The sequence below is a fragment of the Bdellovibrio sp. HCB337 genome, assembly GCF_047302465.1.
Taxonomy (GTDB): Bacteria; Bdellovibrionota; Bdellovibrionia; order Bdellovibrionales; family Bdellovibrionaceae; genus JACMRP01.
The window spans coordinates 2,230,073-2,250,072 of the sequence record NZ_CP178621.1; the positions used below are offsets into that span (position 1 = coordinate 2,230,073).

16 protein-coding genes are annotated in these 20,000 nt (G+C 46.9%); 7 read left to right on the forward strand and 9 right to left on the reverse strand.

Annotation, left to right across the window (positions count from 1 at the left end):
• Positions 1–15 precede the first annotated feature (15 nt).
• Complete coding sequence (gene feoB, locus ACLWBB_RS10830) at positions 16–1,938, reverse strand: ferrous iron transporter B (protein ID WP_413287524.1); 1,923 nt, start codon at positions 1,936–1,938, stop codon at positions 16–18.
• Positions 1,914–2,150 carry a FeoA family protein gene (locus ACLWBB_RS10835; RefSeq protein WP_413287525.1) on the reverse strand — a complete coding sequence of 79 codons (237 nt, stop codon included), beginning with the start codon at positions 2,148–2,150 and terminating at the stop codon, positions 1,914–1,916. The genes feoB and ACLWBB_RS10835 overlap by 25 nt, the downstream gene beginning before the upstream one ends.
• Before the next feature lie 197 nt (positions 2,151–2,347).
• Here ACLWBB_RS10835 and ACLWBB_RS10840 point away from each other — a divergent pair, with 197 nt between their 5' ends.
• Positions 2,348–3,358, forward strand: a complete 1,011-nt coding sequence (locus tag ACLWBB_RS10840) for a hypothetical protein (protein WP_413287526.1) — start codon at positions 2,348–2,350, stop codon at positions 3,356–3,358.
• Here ACLWBB_RS10840 and ACLWBB_RS10845 read toward each other — a convergent pair.
• Positions 3,348–3,836, reverse strand: coding sequence for a 6-pyruvoyl trahydropterin synthase family protein (locus tag ACLWBB_RS10845; protein WP_413287527.1), 489 nt, complete (start codon positions 3,834–3,836; stop codon positions 3,348–3,350). The two genes, ACLWBB_RS10840 and ACLWBB_RS10845, sit on opposite strands and share 11 nt — an antisense overlap.
• A 14-nt stretch (positions 3,837–3,850) precedes the next feature.
• Here ACLWBB_RS10845 and ACLWBB_RS10850 point away from each other — a divergent pair, with 14 nt between their 5' ends.
• From ACLWBB_RS10850 to ACLWBB_RS10865, 4 genes are all read left to right on the forward strand, one after another.
• Positions 3,851–4,213 carry a 6-pyruvoyl trahydropterin synthase family protein gene (locus ACLWBB_RS10850; protein ID WP_413287528.1) on the forward strand — a complete coding sequence of 121 codons (363 nt, stop codon included), beginning with the start codon at positions 3,851–3,853 and terminating at the stop codon, positions 4,211–4,213.
• Between the two features lie 4 nt (positions 4,214–4,217).
• A complete protein-coding gene (locus tag ACLWBB_RS10855; RefSeq protein ID WP_413287529.1) occupies positions 4,218–4,754 on the forward strand; it encodes an AAA family ATPase in 537 nt (178 codons plus the stop codon).
• A 45-nt stretch (positions 4,755–4,799) separates the two neighbouring features.
• Positions 4,800–5,333, forward strand: coding sequence for an inorganic diphosphatase (locus tag ACLWBB_RS10860; protein ID WP_413287530.1), 534 nt, complete (start codon positions 4,800–4,802; stop codon positions 5,331–5,333).
• 117 nt (positions 5,334–5,450) lie between these two features.
• The gene (locus ACLWBB_RS10865; RefSeq protein ID WP_413287531.1) at positions 5,451–5,828 is read left to right on the forward strand and encodes a hypothetical protein; all 378 of its coding nucleotides are present in this window, start codon (positions 5,451–5,453) and stop codon (positions 5,826–5,828) included.
• Here ACLWBB_RS10865 and asd read toward each other — a convergent pair.
• A complete protein-coding gene (asd, locus tag ACLWBB_RS10870; RefSeq protein WP_413287532.1) occupies positions 5,825–6,652 on the reverse strand; it encodes an archaetidylserine decarboxylase in 828 nt (275 codons plus the stop codon). The genes ACLWBB_RS10865 and asd overlap by 4 nt on opposite strands.
• Before the next feature lie 29 nt (positions 6,653–6,681).
• On the opposite strand from asd, the gene ACLWBB_RS10875 reads away from it, so the two are divergent.
• Together ACLWBB_RS10875 and ACLWBB_RS10880 are read left to right on the forward strand one after the other, a co-directional pair.
• Positions 6,682–8,217: an NAD(P)/FAD-dependent oxidoreductase gene (locus ACLWBB_RS10875; protein WP_413287533.1), complete on the forward strand. Its 1,536-nt coding sequence runs from the start codon at positions 6,682–6,684 to the stop codon at positions 8,215–8,217.
• 175 nt (positions 8,218–8,392) lie between these two features.
• Positions 8,393–8,776, forward strand: a complete 384-nt coding sequence (locus ACLWBB_RS10880) for a hypothetical protein (RefSeq protein ID WP_413287534.1) — start codon at positions 8,393–8,395, stop codon at positions 8,774–8,776.
• Positions 8,777–8,811: 35 nt separating this feature from the next.
• On the opposite strand, the gene ACLWBB_RS10885 is transcribed toward ACLWBB_RS10880, so the two are convergent.
• The 5 genes from ACLWBB_RS10885 to icmF form a co-directional block, all read right to left on the reverse strand.
• Positions 8,812–11,019 carry a hypothetical protein gene (locus ACLWBB_RS10885; protein WP_413287535.1) on the reverse strand — a complete coding sequence of 736 codons (2,208 nt, stop codon included), beginning with the start codon at positions 11,017–11,019 and terminating at the stop codon, positions 8,812–8,814.
• 233 nt (positions 11,020–11,252) lie between these two features.
• On the reverse strand, positions 11,253–12,497 hold the full coding sequence (locus ACLWBB_RS10890) for a hypothetical protein (RefSeq protein WP_413287536.1): 1,245 nt from the start codon (positions 12,495–12,497) through the stop codon (positions 11,253–11,255).
• A gap of 204 nt (positions 12,498–12,701) precedes the next feature.
• The gene (locus ACLWBB_RS10895) at positions 12,702–13,280 is read right to left on the reverse strand and encodes a hypothetical protein (RefSeq protein WP_413287537.1); all 579 of its coding nucleotides are present in this window, start codon (positions 13,278–13,280) and stop codon (positions 12,702–12,704) included.
• Positions 13,281–13,326: 46 nt separating this feature from the next.
• A complete protein-coding gene (locus ACLWBB_RS10900; protein WP_413287538.1) occupies positions 13,327–16,545 on the reverse strand; it encodes an efflux RND transporter permease subunit in 3,219 nt (1,072 codons plus the stop codon).
• Positions 16,546–16,732: 187 nt separating this feature from the next.
• Entirely contained in the window at positions 16,733–19,996 is a 3,264-nt protein-coding gene (gene icmF / locus ACLWBB_RS10905; RefSeq protein WP_413287539.1) for a fused isobutyryl-CoA mutase/GTPase IcmF, read from the reverse strand.
• Between the last annotated feature and the right edge of the window lie 4 nt (positions 19,997–20,000).

Below are 20,000 nucleotides of genomic sequence, written 5' to 3' on the forward strand. Positions count from 1 at the left end.
GTAAATATTGCAGCTCTAGCCTAAGCCAAAAGCTTTTAGCCCCTGGTAGGCGCCTACTGCTAACAGATAAGCGACAATGTTAAATGTCACTAACTGTACAATAGCAAACTTATAAGAGCCCATTTCTCGGGCAGAGATTGCCACCGTCGTCATACATTGAAGAGCGATCATAAAGAAGATCAAAAGCCCCACAACACTGGCTACGGTAAAGATCTTTTGCCCTTCTGAGTTCACAGCTGTAGCCATCTGATCCAGAAGGCTTGCTTGAGCAGAGTCCTCATCTTCATCGGCAATATTGAAGGTGACCGCTAGAGAGGACACAAACACCTCACGGGCCGCAAAGGCAGAAATCAAGCCCACACCTACACGCCAGTCAACCCCCATCGGAGCAACCAGTGGTTCAATCACATGGCCGACTTGACCCGCATAGCTTTGCTCAAGCTTCTGAGTCGCATTTTCCATTTCATAGTGAGGGAAGGTTGTTGCTGCCCACATAATGGTCGCAAAAACAAAGATCGGAGGTCCGGCGCGCTTCACGTAAGACATCGCGCGAGTCAAAGCCTGACGAAGCAGAACTTTAATACGAGGGCGACGGTAAAGCGGCAGCTCCATCATAAAGAATGCGTTCTGACCTTGCGGCAAGAACTTATTGATGATGCCAGCTGCGATCGCGCCAACGAGTGCTGCTGTGAAATACAAAACAGTCATCCATAAGCCAGCCTTCCAAGCCGGCTGATCCTTAAACAGGAACGCTAAGAACAAAGCATAAACCGGTAAACGCGCAGAGCATGTCATCAAAGGCACGATGAAATTTGTGATCCAACGATCACGCGCCGAAGAAATATTACGAGTCGCAATCATTGCAGGAACTGCACAGGCAAAACCTGACAAGATCGGAACGAAAGAGCGTCCGCTCATACCCAACATCGAGAACGGCTTATCAATCAGAGTCGCCGCACGCGCCAAATACCCTGTGCTCTCAAGCAAACCAATGCCCAAGAACAGAATGAAAATTTGCGGCACAAACACAAAAACAGCGCCAAAGCTTGCAATGATCCCGTTTGCCAAGAAGTCTGTCCAAAGAGCGCCCTCTTGCAAACCAGAAACAACGCCTGCCAAATCACTGAAAGCACCATCTACAAGATCCATGAGTGGCGCCGCCAACCAGAAGATGCTAGTGAACAAAGTACCCATCACCACAAAGAACATCAAAAGACCAAAAACAGGATGCAAGAAGACTTTATCCAGTGCTCGCGTGTTTTTCACCAAACCTTGAAGTTTAGCTTTCGCCTCGGCGTTTTTCTGATTTAAAGCACGGTCAGCAATGTCTTCACATTGCTTAAGCTTTGTTTCTTGCGTTTCAAAATTCCATACGGTCGGGTTTTTCACATTTGCATTGGATTTAAGACCACGAACTGCAGAGACGATCTCTTTAAGACCGCCGCCCAAAAGTCCTTCAAAAGGGATCACAGGGCATTGAAATTCTTTTTCCAAAACGTCCAATGACACCTGAATGTTTTGTTTTCTAAGAAGATCCGCCATCGTCACAGCGACAACAACTGGGAAGCCCGTTTCTTTGATTTGCTGAACAAGCTGCAAATGACGAGACATTTGCGTTCCGTCAACAACCACGATCACCGCATCCACGCGACCCACTTTTGGGTTGTCGTAGATTGCTTTCAAAGTGACTTCTTCGTCGGCACTTTTTGGATGAAGGCTGTATGTGCCCGGAGTATCCATTACCAGAGTTGGCTCATCTTCAACACTACGAAGATGAGAAGCCAATCTTCCCAAAGAAAACTCAACTGTCGCACCTGGATAGTTCACAGTTTTAAAATTAGAACCTGTCAGCCAATTGTAGAGAGTTGTCTTACCAGAGTTCGGCGCACCTACGAGTGCGATAGAGAGAGCTTTTACAGAGCCTGAATCAAAGTGCATTGTGCCTCCTCCGCTCTGAGTGCAATAAAGCTTGTTCCGAACTGAATCAACAAAGGCCCCTTCAAAGGAGCACGCCCAACAAGCGTGATTTTTTGCCCTTTATGAAGACCCATTTCATGAAGGCGCTCACAAATAGAAGCCTCACCCACGAAATCGGTGATTTGTAGATCGCCAGACAGAGAGTTTTTTTGAACGTAATTGAGAAGTGTCATTGCACCTTGTTAGCCTTTGCTCCCGGTATTGATAAGGATTTTCAAGTAAGGACTTCTAATTGAAAATCACCTGAGAATTAGACGCTTTCTAGAGGGCATTTCACACTGGCATCCTAAACAGCAAGACCTTGAGCCAGTTTCCTTTTGTCACTCGGACCTTTGGTTAAGTTTCACGACCAAATACCGATCCAAAGTGTATGAAATCACTTCTTTGGTTTGGCATTTTGGCGTTTTGGGGACTTCAAGCCCGCGCTGAAAATTTCTACTCGCCTTTGTTGTGTCCCGTTGCCGAGACCTCACTGCACATCGAAAATACCAAAGAAGAGCCTCTAGACTTTTGGTTTCAAGATCTAGGGTCCAACCCCTTTGAAGAGCTCCATATTCCCATCAAAGCGTCGGGTCACCTGACCCTCCCCTTGGCTGACTTCTACACTCAGGAAGCAACAGCCATCGCGCTTAAAACGCAAACGAAGGGTCTCAAGTTCACGGCCTTTTGTAAAAACACGCAAAACCAATGGAGTCTTGATGGCAAAAGCTCTCCGTGGAAGTCGATAAACCTGTCACCGGGAATCACGCAATTGGAGTTGCGTCTTTTGAACCTGGCTCAGCAAAACAATCCCGTTGAAATTGTCTTTAAAACTTTTCTCGGGACGCGCAATTCACAATCTTTGGTTTTGGCAGAGGCCTTTGCAACCCACAAACTTTCACTGACGGTTCCGTGGGGAACGACGAAAATCCACATTCGTGCCCTTGGCCGCCTGAGTGCTAAAGCGGGCACTGACGGTGAAATCCCACTCCAAGAAGAGACTTTGAGTTTGCCCAAAGCTCCACAGGCTCGCTATTTTGTTTTTAAATCTTCAGATCCTGAAACAACCGACGACTTCATCGTGCCAATGACGGATCCAAAACTGATCCAAGAGTCTCTTGATCAGATTCAACATCCTGATCGTGCCCGCTTGCTCGTTGCACGAATTGAAAAATCACTATCGGGACTTAATCGCGAGATGAATTCCACCACGAAATCCCCGTGGTCATGGCAGGTTGTCGAAGCACAAAATTATGCAGACTTTGCCCATATCAGTTGCGACGGCACCCCAAGTGTCGTTGAAGAGCGACTCAATTCTTGGGTGCCAGAAACTGGTGGTACGATTTGTTTTTGGAGCTATCGTGTAGACCGCGAGATAAGCCTCACAGAGCTTAAGCAGTAACTTTCGTCGTGGCCCCTTGGCCTGCAGTTTCCTCGACATAGACACTCACAAAACTGACTTTATGAGATTTAAATTCCTTCATGAAATCTTCCGCCAAAAGACGCGAAAGCTGCTCCACACTCGTATTTGTGACCGGAAGTAAAACCACTTCTTTAACTGGGAATGCATAGAAGCGATCACGGAAAGTGACTTCGAGAGTGTTTCCTTTGGTTTGAAATTTCATATCCTGATGCTGCTCTGGTAAAATAACCATCTCGTCCCAACGATCCAGAGCAGACTTAATGTATTTCTTAAACACATTGAAATCGACAAAGAAGCCTGATTGCTGCAATGACGCCTGATCGGGAATACCGATCTCGACACGCACTTGATAATTATGCCCGTGCAATCTCTCGGCATGCTTTTCATCAAAGATCAAAAAATGCGCGGAAGAGAACTTAAAGTTTTGCTTTGCCAATTGTAAGCTGGTTGTAGACATAGTAGTCTTATAGCATGAAATTTGAACTCAAACAGCACTTTCAAATCGAATCCGCCCGCTTTTTGCCAAAGCTGGAAAAAACTCACCCCTGCTCTCGGATGCATGGGCACAGTTTTAAGATCATCCTGACCCTGATTGGGAATATGGACCCTACGGTGGGTTGGGTGATTGATTACAACGAGATTCAATCCAGAATGAAACCTATTCTGGAACAAATCGACCACCGCGTGCTGAACGAAGTCCCGGGGCTTGAAAACCCCACCTCTGAATATCTTACCAAATGGATCTATGACAAAGCCCGCGCTGTATTACCTACCCTGGTTCGCGTGACCGTAGCTGAGACCCCTGCAACAGAGTGTTCTTACCCCGTCGCTTAGTCCGATGAAATATCCGAAGCTGAATGCTTTTTCTAAAGTCGTTGTTATCGGCACCAGTGGTGCTGGCAAGACGACTTTTGCCAAAGCCGTCAGCCAGAAATTCGATATCCCTGATGTCGAATTAGATGCCCTATACTGGGAGCCCAATTGGACCGCAGCAACACCCGAGAGCTTTCAAAACCGCGTTCAAGCTGCGACCTTGAATAAGGGCTGGGTGGTTCATGGTAACTACCGTGTCGTGCGCGATTTTCTATGGCACAAAGCCGATCTGATTATTTGGCTGGATTATCCACGCCATATCATTCTCTGGAGAATTCTAAAGCGCAGCATTTACCGAGCATTCACCCAAAAACCAATGTGGAATGGGAATTACGAAAGCATTCGACTGACTTTTTTCAGCAAAGACTCGATCATTCTTTGGTCGATCACAAGTTATGCCCATAACAAAAAAGATTATGGAAACATGATGGCAAGCTCTCCGTTCGCTCCAAAAATGTTACGCATCAAACACCCAAGGGACGCCGCCAAGCTCCTTGAATGATGTCTTTCTATGGGGCACGCTTAAGGAATTCAAAGGAGCTTACTTATGAATCCTTGGCATGATATCTCCCCTGGCGACAAGACCCCAGATATCGTTCACGCACTCATCGAGATTCCGCGTTTTTCAAAAACGAAATTCGAAGTGGACAAAGCGTCGGGTCTATTAAAAGTCGACCGCGTTCTTTATAGCTCCGTACATTACCCGACAAACTATGGCTTCATTCCGAAAAGCTACTGCGGCGATGGTGACCCGTTAGATATTTTGGTGCTCGGCCAAGCTGATGTGTATCCACTCTCGATCATGCGGGCTCGCCCTATTGGTTATATGCCCATGATCGATCAAGGGGACGCCGATGATAAAATCATCGCGGTTCATGCCGACGATCCCGAGATGAACGAGATTCAATCCATCAAGGATTTGCGCCCGCATAGCTTGAAAGAAATCCGCAATTTCTTTGAAATTTACAAGGGCCTTGAGGGTAAAAAGATCGAAGTTCAAGATTTCCGCGACAAGGCGGCTGCGCACACGGTGATCCTGGAAGCCTTCAAATACTACCAAGAGACATTTGGCAAAAAATAACCTGTTAAAAGTGTCGACATTCCTAAAATGAATATCAGTTCTCTTCGTTGGAATTTATAAAGCCACTTGAACTGGGGTATAAACGTGTCTTCTTAAAACCACGAAAGAGGACAACCCATGACGCTTTTAAAAACCTTCACACTAGTGATTCTGGCGACAACGGCGATACAGGTTCAGGCAAAAACTGCTGGCGGCGAAATCGAAGCTTTAGCAATGGACGACGTGAATAGCGTCTTGATTGAAACTTATAACGAAGGCACGGGTCGTGCCGAAGTTATCGATGCCGATTGCAAAGTGGTTAAATCAAATGCTAGCGGCATCACTGCTTTTTGCTCACTGACTGTGGATGTTCAGCCCAATACAGAGTTTGAATACAGATCAGAAGCCCTTTGCACATCCATGGGTTATCACGTAAGCCCCGACTTAAAATCAGCGGAGCTTTTCAAAGGCTGGGATGCTTGTATTGAAAATGTAAACGGCGTTACCGAATACTAAGGCGTCAGAGGCTGACCGACTTTTACAAAGCGGTCGATCTTAAGCTTGCCTTCAAAGGCATTGGCAAAAGGCTCGGGGTAAACCATCACAATGGTGCTTCCCATACGGAACATCCCGAGTTCTTGACCACGCTCCACCGGAATTGGCGTTTTGTATTCCACCACGCGGGTTTTCGACAAAGTCAGCTGGTTGCCTCGGAAGCTCTCATCAAAACTCAGAACAATCTGTCCCACGTTCGTAGCCCCCACAAAAACTACCGCCACCGGGCCATAGTCACTTGCGATTTCTACGATGATTCTTTCGTTCACCGAGAACAGATCGTGAACATTTTCCACGGACCACTTATTCACCGGCCAAAGCTCGCCAGGAACATGGGTGACCTTGGTAATCAGACCGCTCACTGGTGAATGCACGCGGTGGTAATCCGTTGGGCAAAGGTAATAAGTGATGAAGTAGCCATTGTTGTAGGTCTTTGCGGCCTCGGGGTTTGCGAGCAAATCCTGCACATGATACTCGCGCCCTTTTGCCTGAATCAGCTGCCCACCACGAATACGTCCATTCTGGCTGATCTGACTGTCTGTCGGATGAACGGCTGCCGTTTGGGCAATCGGGCGAATGCCGGGCTTCAGTTTGCGGACAAAGAACTCCCCGATACTTGGGTACTCGCTGACCGGCTTTTCGGCCTCGTTCAGGTCGATATTGAAAATTTTAGCAAAGATGCGGATCGAGAGATCGGCCCAAATGCGGGGTCCTCTCCAATGAACGAGCTTTCCAACGAAGTAACTTAAGTGATTGCGAGGTAGAAACTTGGTAATGGCTGACATGGGGCCTATTGTGGTGCTATAGATGTCTTATGTCACGAATTTTTCAGAACCTTGAGATCCCAATTGATCAGGATCTTGAGGAAAAGTTGCAATATCTCATGCCCGATCACGGCCCTTACCGTATCTTGCGTCAGAGCGTCGATGCCCGTCGCTCACACAATGTGCATTTCGTTTACTCTGTGGAAGTCGCCGAGAAAAATGAAACTCTGAAAATTGACAATTACCCTGTCGAAAAAACAAACAAAGTTCTTACAGAAAAACCCATCATCGTGGGTTCTGGTCCTGCGGGACTGTTTGCCGCCCTTCGCTTGGTTGAACGCGGAATTCCTTGTCTTCTTTTTGAACGTGGCTCTGAAAGTAGTGAGCGTATCAAAGGCATCAATCGTTACTGGCGTTACGGCGAGCTCGATCGTCGCAATAACGTTTGTTACGGCGAAGGCGGAGCTGGCCTTTATTCGGATGGAAAACTCATCACACGTATTAAGTCTCCGCATATTCCTTATGTGCTGAACCGTCTAGTGCAGTTTGGTGCACCTCAAGAAATCCAGTGGCTTGCGAATCCACATGTGGGATCCGACAAAATCCGCCGTGTGATTCCGAAAATGCGCGAGTTCTTGAAATCTCATGGCTGCGAAATTCATTTCAACAGCCAAGTGACAGAAATTCTTTTCGAGAACAAGCAAACCGTCGGCGTTAAAACGGAACACGGCACTGAGTACCGCTCGCCATTCGTAGTTCTTGCAACCGGTCACTCAGCCGAAGATATGCTGATGCATTTGGCGGAAAAAGAAGTTCACTTGGACGGCAAGTCCTTTGCGATGGGCCTTCGTATTGAGCATCCCCAAAAAGCGATTAACAAAATCCAATACCGTGATTTTTCAGAGCATCCAAAATTAGGCTCTGCTAACTACAAACTTGCAGACCACGATCATAAAACCAATATCGGCGTTTATAGCTTCTGTATGTGCCCAGGGGGTTATGTTCTTTCAAGCGGTACCGAGATCGATGGCATCGTTTGCAACGGCATGAGTAACTACAATCGAAATTCTCCTTACGCGAATGCCGCGATTGTAGTCAGCGTTGATCACGAAAAGAGCTTCGGTAAAGACATCTTTGGCGGCTTGAAACTCCGTCGCCAATTGGAAACTCAATCTTATCAATCAGTCCTCGCAGCTGGTGGCACAAAAGAACTACCTGCGCAGAATATGATGGATTTCATCCGTGGCCGTATCGGTAAAGTGAACAATGGCTCTTGCCCGTCTGGCACTAAAGCTGTTCGTCTTGATGAAATACTACCAAGTTTCATTCGCAAAAGAATTCTTGAGGGCTTTGATAAGTTCGAGCGCTCTATGAAGGGTTTTGTTACTGAAGATGCGCAACTTTATGGTGTTGAATCCCGCACAAGCTGCCCGATTCGCGTTACTCGCGATGACGAGAGCCTTGAAAGCCTTAGCCACAAGGGTCTATTCCCTGCTGGTGAAGGTGCTGGTTATGCAGGCGGAATCACTTCCGCTGCCTGTGATGGCGTTCGCATCGCCGAGAAGATTTTTGAAAGCTTGAAGTAGCAAGTATCCAACTCTAAACCCCAGGAAAAGCCATACGTGTGGTCGTTATTTACGGCGCATTGAACAGCGGCTATACACCCAATTTAGCTTTAAAACGATTTTACGAACACTTGGAGCTGGAACACTTCTAGCACCCTACACCGTAACTTTAAAACTCATCAACTTGGAGGTTGATATGAAAACTGTCTATGTGACGGTCTTATTGGCGTTACTAGGCTCTTTTGCTCAGGCGGAAGGTCGCTTCGTTATGTCAGACAAGACGATTGGTAACACGCATGTTGTAGTTACAAGTGAAGCTCCTAAAAAAGACGGCGGCCAGATTCTTTTTAAAAATGTTTTGGTTGAAGTCGGTGGCAAAACACTGCGAATTGCAAATGATCAACTTTATAAATCAGACCTTGCAAATTCATTTTGCGAGTCTCAAGAATTTAAACACTTCTACAGCAGAGTAGAAACCTCTGACGGCGAAGAGATGCTTGTACTTAACACTGGTGAAGTGTTTACTACGGACAACTCGGTCGTGGTAACATCTATTATGTGTCTCGAAGAAGTTTACTAATCGCTGTTCGCTTTTGCACATGGTTCTGGTACCTCTTAAGGGGCATAGAGGCCGCCGGTGTTGTAGGTGCTAGAACCGTTGTAGCCTCCCCATATAATCACTTTGCTGCCAGTCCATATACCCGTATGAAATCTTCGAGCTGTGGGCACGTTGACTCCTGTCGAAGTTGCAGTCCAGGTGTCGCCAGTTGGATCATACTGAGCTCCTGTATTGTAGTGAGTAGAAACTGCATTCCATCCACCCCACACTATCATCTTAGATCCTGTCCAAACCGCAGTATGTGAAGTCCTCGCAGTTGGGACGTTTGCACCCACAGACGTGGTGGCCCAAGTGTCCCCTGTCGAATCATACTGCGCACCAGTGTTGACGACCGTAGAAGCACCACTGTTCCCTCCCCAGATAACCATCTTCGATCCGGTCCACACACCTGAGTGAGAATACCGCGCGCTTGCCACATTTGTTCCTGTCGAGGTTGCAGTCCATGAGTTACCTGTAGAATCATACTTTCCACCTGTATTGACAATGCCCCCACTCGTAGAACCGCCCCAAATAATCATGTTACTTCCATCCCAAACTGCCGTGTGCAAATATCTTCCCGTCGGCACATTCGCCCCTGTCGAGGTTGCAGTCCACGTGTTTCCACTTGGATCATACTGCCCTCCAGTGTTGACTAAGGTGCTATCATGCCCACCCCATACGATCATCTTACTGCCCGTCCATACGGCCGCTACCCAGCGTCTTCCCGCAGGGACATTGCCTCCATTGACCGCCGTTGCAGTCCATGAGTTCGCCGTCGAGTCGTATTGTGCCCCCGTATTCAATAAAGTGCCGGCACTGGAAGCTCCACCCCACACAATCATTTTACTGCCGGTCCATACAGCAGCATGTTGCTTCCGTGCCGAAGGAACATTTCCCCCTGGTGATGTCGCAGTCCAAGAGTTGCCCGTCGGATCATACTGTCCACCAGAATTAAAATGAGTGTTATCCAAAATATTCCAACCACCCCAAACAATCATCTTAGCGCCGTCCCACACCGCTGTATGATTGTGTCTTTCAGTCGGCGCCCCTGTCGTGTTTGTTGTCGTCCACGAGTCTGTCGATGGGTTGTACTGCCCACCCGTATCGAAGGAAAATGCATCGTCCGTACCACCCCAAATAATCATTCGCGTTCCAGACCACACAGCTGAATGGCTGTGTCTCACACTCGGGGATCCCGAGGTATTTGTCAGTGTCCACGAATTTGCGGTAGGGTCGTAGCGGCCACCAGTTTTCAAGTAATCAGCGCCATCAAACCCGCCCCATACAATCATTAAACTGCCGGTCCATATGGCTGTATGGTAGCCTCGTTCCTCCGGCACACTCCCAGTCGTTGAAGTCGTAGTCCAAGTATTCGAAGTTGGGTTGTACTGCCCACCCGTATTTACATAAGCACTGCCGTTCCAACCGCCCCATACAACCATCTTTGTTCCGACCCACACAGCCGTGTGAAGAGATCTTCCTGCAGGTAAATTGGCTCCTACTGAAGTCGTAGCCCAAGTATCCGTCGCGGGGTCATATCTACCGCCGGTGTTGAAATTGGATGTGCCGTCGGTTCCGCCCCACACAATCATCCTTGTCCCACTCCACACCGCTGTATGAATCCCTCTCGCGTCTGGGACGTTTGCCCCGGTTGATGTTGGAGTCCAACTATCCGTCGATGGATCGTAAACCCCTCCGGTGTTGGTGTAAGTGCCCGCCAATCCTCCCCATACAATCATTTTTGAACTCGTCCATACCATCGTGTGAAACTTTCGGGCCGAAGGCACAGGATATGTGTAAGTGGGTGTCCAAGAATCTCCTACGGGATCATACTGTCCACCCCCAGTAGGATATGTGAGTGTGGAATCTATGCCACCCCAAATAATCATTTTACTGCCAGTCCATACCGCTGCGTGATCTACTCTGGCCGCTGGAACATTTGTGCCTATCGAGGTCGCAGTCCATGAATCCGTCGTTGGATCATACAATCCTCCGGTATTGTGATAAGACCCGCCATAGCCACCCCACACAATCATCCGACTGCCGGTCCACACGGCTGTATGACCATATCTTGTTAATGGCCCGCTAGTGGTCGTTGTTGCTTCCCACGTATCCGGAACAAGAGGCCCACCACCACCTCCTTGTGTTTTCCAAAAACCAAAGGGAACGATGGCCTCGACATGAATCCATAAAAAGAGGGCTACAATCAGAGTTAAAAACTTCATAACTTACTAACGTTTCGTCAATAAGCTTTGGGGTCTTTACTGCCCGACACTCTTATCGAACAGGATCATTAAATATAATGTTTCTAGTTTTTTGGTAGACCAAGAATTTTTCAATAGGTGTAGTCAGTGTTTTTTTTACTGTTCCAACGAAAGTTACTAAAGAACTTCAACCTCATCCATTCGTCGGGATATCTGCAATGCAGGTACTCATCACTGGGAAAAATAGAGGGCTATTAAAGACCAATAAGAGCGGCATCAGATAGGGGATAATTGTAATACTTAATCTTACGAATGTGCCGATTACGAATATTTCCATCGGGAGCTGAGCCAACGTATCCATACGCAGGCGCTGGCAAAGTTCCTGACGTATCCGTCGTCACAGTTCCCCGATTCACCGAGCTTGTAAAGTTATTCGCCTGATAAGTCATCGCCTGCCGATTAATGGTGTTTGCCGCATTCAATGAACCCGCTGGATTAAAAACGGTCGAGTTCGCAGTCACCACTTTTATGGCGCCCGTCGTTCCGCTATCGGCAATTTCAATCGCATTTTGCGCAAAGGTGCCTGCGACATTCGTGTTGTAAACACCAAACGCACGGTAAGTCGCCGCACTCTCAGCACCATGATTTGTATACTCCGCAAATAAAGTTCCACTGACTGCATTAAACCAGCTCATCGTATTAAACGTTGCTGAATCTGCGGCTCTAGTGACTGCACCGTTCGTCGTAGGAATATAGCTTGTAGGATAACTTCCTAACTCCATCTGAGCTCCCCAATAATCAACGACAGTTGTATTTCCAAAACTCGATACATACATCGCAATTACAGGGCGCATTGGGTTCGTCGTATTTTTTGCAGCCGTAATTGAAAACCGCTGCCAACTTGAAGTGATGTTGAAAGTGGACTGCGCATAATACCCATATGAACCACCGACTTCTTGCATGACCACGGTGAGTGTTCCTGGTGAGGGCGACTTTGCATAAAAACTAAAAGTATAATTCACGCTAATTGTCGTCGATGGAATTGGAATCGGGTAAAAGTAATCGTCTCCGCTTGCTGTCACTCGATCTCCGGATGTTGTGCCATCAGGCGCGACTACCGAATCTAAACTTACCGAAGGACCCGTTCCGCCATCATCCCAATAAACTCCGGAAAGATTTGAACTGGCGGCAAGCATATTGGTCGCCGAGGCTTCCATCAATAGGCCCTTCGCTGCAAGCGTCGTCATATCGTAGTCAAAGCGAGGTGTATTCGAGGACGCCGTTTGCATCACACCAGAGCTATTAAAGTATGTCGCCGTTGAAGAGCGTGTAAAAGTCAGCTGCGATGGAAGACTGGTAAGTACAGTGAAATCCCAATCTAAAATCAAGGCCGAACTTGAAACCGTTTTTAAGAAGGCAAAAGGGATTAAATGCGACATTGCTGAACTCGCAAAGAGCAATCCCAAAAACGTGACGATGAGCGGTCTCAAAAGTCTCATACTTACTTTTCGGTGCTTGCTCCATTTTTCACCTGTCAGAGAACACCTATAAACATTGAATTTTCCATGAACTGCTCGAAACTCGAAAGTGGAACGCCTCAAAATGAATAGAGTTCTCCGTTCATCTCGATTCGCCTACACTAAAATTTGTTGATTCGCCTAAGACAAAGCTGTCTTGGTTTTTAGGTACAAACACTTCATGGGTTAGAATAAATTAACTCCGAAACCTAAAACGTTGTTCCAAACTTCGAAGCTGGTGGACTGCCCTGCGAGTGTCTGGCGAACTCCGTACCACTGAGATTTAAAATGCGCACTCCAGCGATTAGAAATACGATAACGAACCACGCCCGAGAATATATAAGATCCATAAATCGTCGTGTAATTCGGGTCGTACTGGTAAAGCCCCACCTGGGACAGACCAAAACCTAAAAAGACATTCCAGGCATCACGATCTAATACTTTGAATTGTGGAATAAAAGAGAACGTCGCTACTTGCACGCGCTTATTATTGTTTAATGGAAACTCGCCAGTGTCATGATCAACAGAAAAACCATTCCACTCAAACGACATCATGCCCGCTCCGGCTTCCATATTCACACCGAGGATGTAAGTACCTACGGAAGATTCGGTCGTCAGATATCCTGTTTGTCGAGCCGCCCCCGCAGAAAAATTAATATCGAAACGCGGCCACGGACTGAGCTCTGTGTATTCAGGAGGATTGGCGAACGCCAAAGACACACCTAGAAAGCTTATGAGGAAACTAAGAAGAAAGATTTTTTTCATATTTCATCCTTTGGAGCTTCGATCACGAAGCCCCAGCTTAGATGAACTATGTTTGCGGTTCAAGACCCGGCGCTACTTCGGTTTTATTTTCAGAAGTATTATGTTCCACAGTTTTAGCTACTACTACAGGAACCGCACCATGAACTTGGTGATCTTCATCTTTGGTCACAAGTTTTCCAAAGACGCGATTACCCCACAGGCGGACTTTTTCGATGTAACCATAAGCCGCTGGGATCACCACGAGTGTTAGCAAGGTTGAACTGATAAGACCACCGATAATTGCAACACCCATGCTGGTTCTTTGCTTCGAAGCCTCATTCAAACCGATCGCCACCGGCAACATCCCCGCAATCAATGCGAAAGATGTCATCAAGATCGGACGAAGACGGTTTTTACCGGCTTTTAAGATCGCATCATGCAAGTTCATGCCAGCTTGCATAGATTGTTTGATATAATCCACCAAGATAATCGAGTTCTTGGTCGCAATACCTAAAAGCATCACACACCCAATCATCGAGAATAGATCCAGCGAGCTTTGAGTCACAAGAAGAGCATAGAAAGCTCCGCAAGCTGCGAGTGGAAGCACCAGCATGATCGTAAATGGCGTTACGAAAGATTCATACAAAGACGCCAATACCATGTAGATGAACACAACCCCCAAGCCCATGGCGATAATGATATTCACCAAAAGCTCTTGGAAGTTTTCAGCTTGTCCTACGAATTTGTATCTCATGCCTGCTGGCAATGGATGATCTTTATCCAAAAGCTGTTTCACGTCTGCAATCGCAGCACCCATACCAGGGCCATTCGGCGCGATATCCGCATTGATTTGGATATAACGAATACGATCCTGACGGTTGATCGTCGTCGGCCCCTGAGCCTCTTTCACATCAGCAAAGAGTTTCAAATAAGTCAGACGTCCATTCATTGCAGGAATACGAACGTTTTCAATGTATTGCTTAATATCGCGCTGATCTTCTTTCAGACGAATACGCACGTCGTACTCACGTCCACCTTCACGGAAGACCGCCGGAGTCACCCCTTCAACCAACGCACGAATTTCGTTACCGACTTGAGTGTTCAACACACCCACGGCCGCAGCCTTATTCGGATCGATATCCACTTGAATCTCGGGCTTACCAGGACGGAAGGTCGTATCCACGTCAAGAAGCGCTGGGTGGTGTTTTAGTTTTTCTAGAATGAACTTCGCTTCTTTTTCAAGCTGAGCTTGATCGCTGCCAACGATGTTCAAAGTAAACGGACGAGCACCGCCACCGACTTTATCCTGATCTTTTACAACCGGATTTGCGTAAGCATAAGGTTTTAACTTCTCGCGCACCATTGCTTTAAATTCGCTGGTGTTCAGTTTACGCTTTTTAGCAGGCACCATCTCGACGAAGATGCTCGCCTTGTTGGATTCCCCATTAGAACTTCCGACTGCCAAAACAGTTTGTAGAACTTCTTTTTCCTTACGAACGAGGTCGTCTACTTCCTTGGCAACACGGTCCATTTTATCAAGGCTTGTGCCTGGTGGAAGATCCAAAGCGACCATGAACTCCCCGTTATCTTGCGGAGGCAAGAAGGTTTTCGGGATGAACTTCGCAAGCACGATAGAAGCCACGAAAATACCGACAGCCATGAACAAAACAGTCTTTGGCTTTTTCATCGTCTTTTCTAGAATGCGTACATAGACATCTTCTAACCAAGTCTGGAAGCGGTCGAATTTTTTAAGCGTGATATCAACAACAGCCAAGAATTTGTTTTTAGAAACTTCTTTCGTGGCAATGTTCTCGTGTCCTTTACCGGCAAAGTACGCAGACATCATCGGCGCCATCGTGATCGCATCCGCCAAAGAGATCAACATCGCAAAACAGATCGTCAAACCGAACTCTTTAAAGAACTGACCTACCACCCCGCCTAAGAAGCCCACAGGACCAAATACGGCGATAACGGTCATTGTCGTTGCGATAACCGCAAGCAATACTTCTTTTGTTCCATCTAACGAGGCTTGCTTCGGAGATTTCCCCATTTCGATATGACGGAAGATGTTCTCGCGCACAACGATCGCATCATCCACCAGAAGACCAACGGCTAACGAAAGCGCTAGCAACGTCATAATGTTGATCGAGAAACCCGCAACCGCCATTAGGATAAATGCACCTAACAACGAGTTCGGAAGCGCCAAGCTTGTAATGAAGGTTGAACGCAATGACGACAAGAAGAAGAACACCACAACGATTGTCAGAATAATACCGATGAGGATGGTCTCTTTTACGTCAAACACGTTTGCACGGATCGGTTTTGCACCATCTTGCACTAAGTGAAGTTTTCCTTGGCCTTTGAGTTCATCATTAATCTGGCCGATTTTCTTTTCGATATTATCGGCCACCGCAATCGTATTCGCGCCCGACTGACGGAAGATTTGGAGGATCAAACCAGCTTTACCACTCACGTAAGTACGTGAGTTTTCATCTGCCAAAGAGTCCGTAACTTCGGCAATGTCGCTGATTTTTACTGGATGCAAAACGTTTTGGTAGTTGACCGGGATTTGGCGAATCTCTTGAATGCTTTTGAACTCTCCCAAAGTACGAATCACATTTGTAGAATCGCCTTTATCAAGCTTACCCGCCGGAGTGTTCTTCCCAGTAGTTCCTAAGCTATTACGAATCGAAGAGGCCGAAATCTCGTGGTCCGAGATTTTTCTTAGGTCCATCTCGACACGGATTTCACGCTTACGGCCGCCTAGGATCGTTACTAGACCTACTTGGTCCACTTGTTCAAAGCGAGGTTTCACAACTTGATCGGCTAGGTCAAAAAGTTGCGCAGCTGGCAGATCGGACTCAAGCGCCACCATCATGATGGGTTGATCGGCTGGATCTACGCGGCGAATGATCGGTTCATCGGCATCTTCAGGAAGTTTGTTTTTTACTTTGGCTACGCGGTCGCGGACCTGTTGCTCAGCGTATTTGATGTCCATCGAGAGACTGAACTCGACGATCACCATACTCACACCCTCTTGGCTGATAGAGCTGAGGGTTTTGATACCAGAAACAGAGGCAAGCTCGTCCTCGATGGGTTTTGTAACGAGTGTTTCAATCTCGCTCGGACCTGCTCCAGAGTATGGAGTTTGCACCATCACGATGGGGAAGGTCACATCTGGGAATAAATCCACAGACAGACTTTTCAAGGAAATCACTCCGGCGATCATGATCAAAACGAAGAGACAAGTGATGAAGACAGGGCGTTTAATCGAGAGTTCAACCATAGCAGGCCTCACAGAAATTCAAACGAGTGTTTTAAAGCCTGCGCACTATAATCCCGCTTGTTCGAAAAAGCAAAACAGAGATTTTTGATATTTGATTTTGAGAGAATATTGAAGAACTAGAGTGAGAACTTCAGGTCTTCCTCGTCTGAAAACACGAGGAAGACCTTCTGTTTAAAACAAACGTTTATTAGAGATTTCTGCGGTACTGGCCGCCAACTTCGTATAAAGCCTCGGTCATCTGGTACAGACTGCAATGACGAGCTGCTTTCATCAATGCAGCAAAGATATTGTCGCCTTTAAGCACTGCTGCTTTCAGGTTTTGTAATTCTTTCTCTCCCTGCGTTTGATGAGTCTTTTGGAAGCCCGTTACATTCGTCAGCTGCTGGTTTTTCTCCTCGTAAGAGGCACGAGCAAGCTCGATTTTTGGCGGGATATAGTCTGCTTGCATCGTCTTAGGATCGATGAAGGTATTCACGCCGATGATTGGCAAACTGCCATCATGCTTAAGGCGCTCGTAATACAAAGACTCTTCCTGGATCTTAGAACGTTGGTACTGAGTTTCCATCGCACCCAAGACGCCACCACGCTCGTTGATACGTTTAAATTCATTCAACACAGCTTCCTCAACCAAGTCCGTGAGTTCTTCCAAGAAGAAGCTTCCTTGATTTGGATTTTCGTTTTTGCTGACGCCAAATTCGCGGTTGATGATCAACTGAATCGCCATCGCACGACGAACGGATTCTTCCGTTGGCGTCGTAATCGCCTCATCATACGCGTTGGTATGAAGACTGTTACAGTTGTCGTAAAGTGCGATCAACGCCTGTAAAGTAGTACGGATGTCGTTGAAGTCGATTTCCTGCGCATGCAATGAACGACCTGAAGTCTGGATATGGTATTTCAACTTCTGAGAACGATCATTGCCCTTATAAAGCTCTTTCATCGCGACAGCCCAGATACGACGAGCAACACGGCCCAAGACCGCATACTCTGGATCAAGACCATTACTAAAGAAGAACGACAAGTTCGGAGCAAAATCATCCACATTCAAGCCACGAGCCAAATAGTACTCAACAAAAGTAAACCCGTTGCTGAGAGTAAAGGCCAACTGACTGATCGGGTTCGCACCCGCTTCGGCAATGTGATAGCCCGAGATACTCACTGAGTAGAAGTTCTTTACGTTCTTCTTCACAAAGTACTCTTGGATATCGCCCATCATTTTCAATGCGAAATTGATCGAGAAGATACAAGTATTCTGACCTTGATCTTCTTTCAAGATATCAGCCTGAACGGTTCCGCGCACTTGTTGCACGGTCCAATCAGAAAGATCTTTATGCTCTTGCTCTGTCAGCTTGCGACCGAGTTCTTTTTCTTTTTTCTCGACCTGCTGATCAATAGCTGTGTTGAAATAAAACGCCAAGATCATCGGAGCAGGACCATTGATAGTCATGCTCACGCTAGTATTCGGAGAACATAAATCATAGCCCGCATAGAGCTTCTTCATGTCATCCAGAGTACAAATGCTAACACCGGACTCTCCGACTTTACCGAAGATATCAGGGCGCAAATCAGGGTCTTGTCCGTACAAAGTGACGGAGTCAAACGCCGTCGACAAACGAGGCGCACCTTCACCCTTAGTTAGGTAATGAAAACGACGATTGGTACGCTCTGGAGTTCCTTCACCCGCGAACATACGCTTAGGATCTTCATCCGCGCGTTTCAGAGGGAATACACCTGCTGTGTACGGAAACTCGCCCGGAATGTTTTCAAGTTTCAAGTATGAGAATCTATCGCCCCAATCTTTGAACTTCGGAAGAACCACGCGGCGGATTTTAGTGCCGCTCAAGCTTTCCACGGTCAACTGCTGACGGATTTCCTTGCCACGAACTTTAAAGACCAACTCATCGCCAGCGTAACGCTCTTGCAATTCGTCCCAGCCCTTAAGAGATTGCAATTCTTCATTGGTGAAGTCTTGCTCGAGTTCTTTCTGAGCTTTTGCGACTTTCTCAGGCTCGGTCTTCAATAGACTTGCAACATTATGTAACGCACCTAAGGTTGATGCTTTTTCTGAAAGCTTCTCAGTGCGCTCTTTGTATTTGTGAATCGTAGAAGTGATTTCCGCCAGATAGTTCTGACGTTCTGCTGGAATGATTGAATGTTCTTCCGCATGCAAAACGCTGTTACGGAAGTTCTCATCCATCTGCCAGTTGTTCTTTGGATATTTCTCGGTCAACAGATCTGACAATTTAAAAAATAACTTATTCACGCCGCCGTCATTGAACTGAGAAGCCTGAGTCAAGAAGACAGGCACTTTCACTTTTTCATCAAAGATTTTACGTGAACGCTTGTACTGCTTCGTTACGTCACGAAGAGCATCCATCGCGCCACGACGGTCGGCTTTATTGACTGCGATCAACTCCGCGAAGTCGATCATATCGATTTTCTCGAGCTGTGATTGTGCTCCGAAATCCGAAGTCATCACATACATCGAAAGATCACTGACTTCAGTGATCGCCATATTCCCCTGACCGATCCCTGAGGTCTCAGCGATGATCAAATCAAAGTTAAAGTTTTTCAAATATTTTAGAATCTCTGGAAGACTCGAGGCAATCTCACGACCTGAACCGCGTGACGCTACCGAACGCATGTACACATGATTGCGGCTGAGTGAATTCATACGAATACGGTCGCCCAAAAGCGAACCGCCGGTTTTGCGCTTGGATGGATCCACGCACACGACCGCCACATTTTTATTTGGATACGCATTCAAGAATCTTTGGACGAGCTCATCGATTAGGCTGGACTTACCAGCGCCACCCGTTCCTGTGATACCAAGAACTGCCGGAGTTCCGTTTTTAGCTTTAAACTTTTCAAGACCAGAGTCTTTCATCAAAGCTTGAACTTTATCTTCAGCCAAACCGTTTTCGATATAACTTAAAGCACGTCCTAACTCGAAAGACGGAATCGTGTCTTCTTTGAACGTATTTACCACATTGTGATTCACCACTTTGGCTTTTGCTTCAGTCAAATCAAAATCACAACCGCGCACGATCATCTCGATCATGCCCTCAAGCCCCAGTTTACGACCATCATCAGGATGGAAAATCTGAGCAATGCCATAAGCTTCAAGTTCACGCTTTTCATCGTGAACGATTACACCACCGCCACCTCCATAGATTTTTACATAGCTTGCGCCATTCAAATCCAGAAGGTCCTTCATGTATTTGAAGTACTCCATATGCCCGCCCTGATAAGAGCTAATGCAAACCCCTTGGGCACCTTCTTGAAGAACCGCTTTTACGACGTCACTGACCGAACGATTGTGGCCCAAGTGAATAACTTCAGCGCCCATCTCTTGCAGAATTCGGCGCATGATATTGATACTGGCGTCGTGGCCGTCAAACAATGCGGCCGCAGTGACGATACGAACGGGATTTTTTGGAGTATAAGGCATATTT

Excerpts from the sequence above, each read along its gene's own strand:
- ACLWBB_RS10845 (WP_413287527.1), bottom strand. The coding sequence starts at position 3,836 with ATGTCTACAACCAGCTTACAATTGGCAAAGCAAAACTTTAAGTTCTCT.
- ACLWBB_RS10880 (WP_413287534.1), top strand. The coding sequence starts at position 8,393 with ATGAAAACTGTCTATGTGACGGTCTTATTGGCGTTACTAGGCTCTTTT.
- ACLWBB_RS10855 (WP_413287529.1), top strand. The coding sequence starts at position 4,218 with ATGAAATATCCGAAGCTGAATGCTTTTTCTAAAGTCGTTGTTATCGGC.
- ACLWBB_RS10835 (WP_413287525.1), bottom strand. The coding sequence starts at position 2,150 with ATGACACTTCTCAATTACGTTCAAAAAAACTCTCTGTCTGGCGATCTA.
- asd (WP_413287532.1), bottom strand. The coding sequence starts at position 6,652 with ATGTCAGCCATTACCAAGTTTCTACCTCGCAATCACTTAAGTTACTTC.
- ACLWBB_RS10885 (WP_413287535.1), bottom strand. The coding sequence starts at position 11,019 with ATGAAGTTTTTAACTCTGATTGTAGCCCTCTTTTTATGGATTCATGTC.
- ACLWBB_RS10875 (WP_413287533.1), top strand. The coding sequence starts at position 6,682 with ATGTCACGAATTTTTCAGAACCTTGAGATCCCAATTGATCAGGATCTT.
- ACLWBB_RS10840 (WP_413287526.1), top strand. The coding sequence starts at position 2,348 with ATGAAATCACTTCTTTGGTTTGGCATTTTGGCGTTTTGGGGACTTCAA.
- ACLWBB_RS10860 (WP_413287530.1), top strand. The coding sequence starts at position 4,800 with ATGAATCCTTGGCATGATATCTCCCCTGGCGACAAGACCCCAGATATC.
- ACLWBB_RS10890 (WP_413287536.1), bottom strand. The coding sequence starts at position 12,497 with ATGAGACTTTTGAGACCGCTCATCGTCACGTTTTTGGGATTGCTCTTT.
- ACLWBB_RS10895 (WP_413287537.1), bottom strand. The coding sequence starts at position 13,280 with ATGAAAAAAATCTTTCTTCTTAGTTTCCTCATAAGCTTTCTAGGTGTG.
- icmF (WP_413287539.1), bottom strand. The coding sequence starts at position 19,996 with ATGCCTTATACTCCAAAAAATCCCGTTCGTATCGTCACTGCGGCCGCA.
- ACLWBB_RS10865 (WP_413287531.1), top strand. The coding sequence starts at position 5,451 with ATGACGCTTTTAAAAACCTTCACACTAGTGATTCTGGCGACAACGGCG.
- ACLWBB_RS10850 (WP_413287528.1), top strand. The coding sequence starts at position 3,851 with ATGAAATTTGAACTCAAACAGCACTTTCAAATCGAATCCGCCCGCTTT.
- ACLWBB_RS10900 (WP_413287538.1), bottom strand. The coding sequence starts at position 16,545 with ATGGTTGAACTCTCGATTAAACGCCCTGTCTTCATCACTTGTCTCTTC.
- feoB (WP_413287524.1), bottom strand. The coding sequence starts at position 1,938 with ATGCACTTTGATTCAGGCTCTGTAAAAGCTCTCTCTATCGCACTCGTA.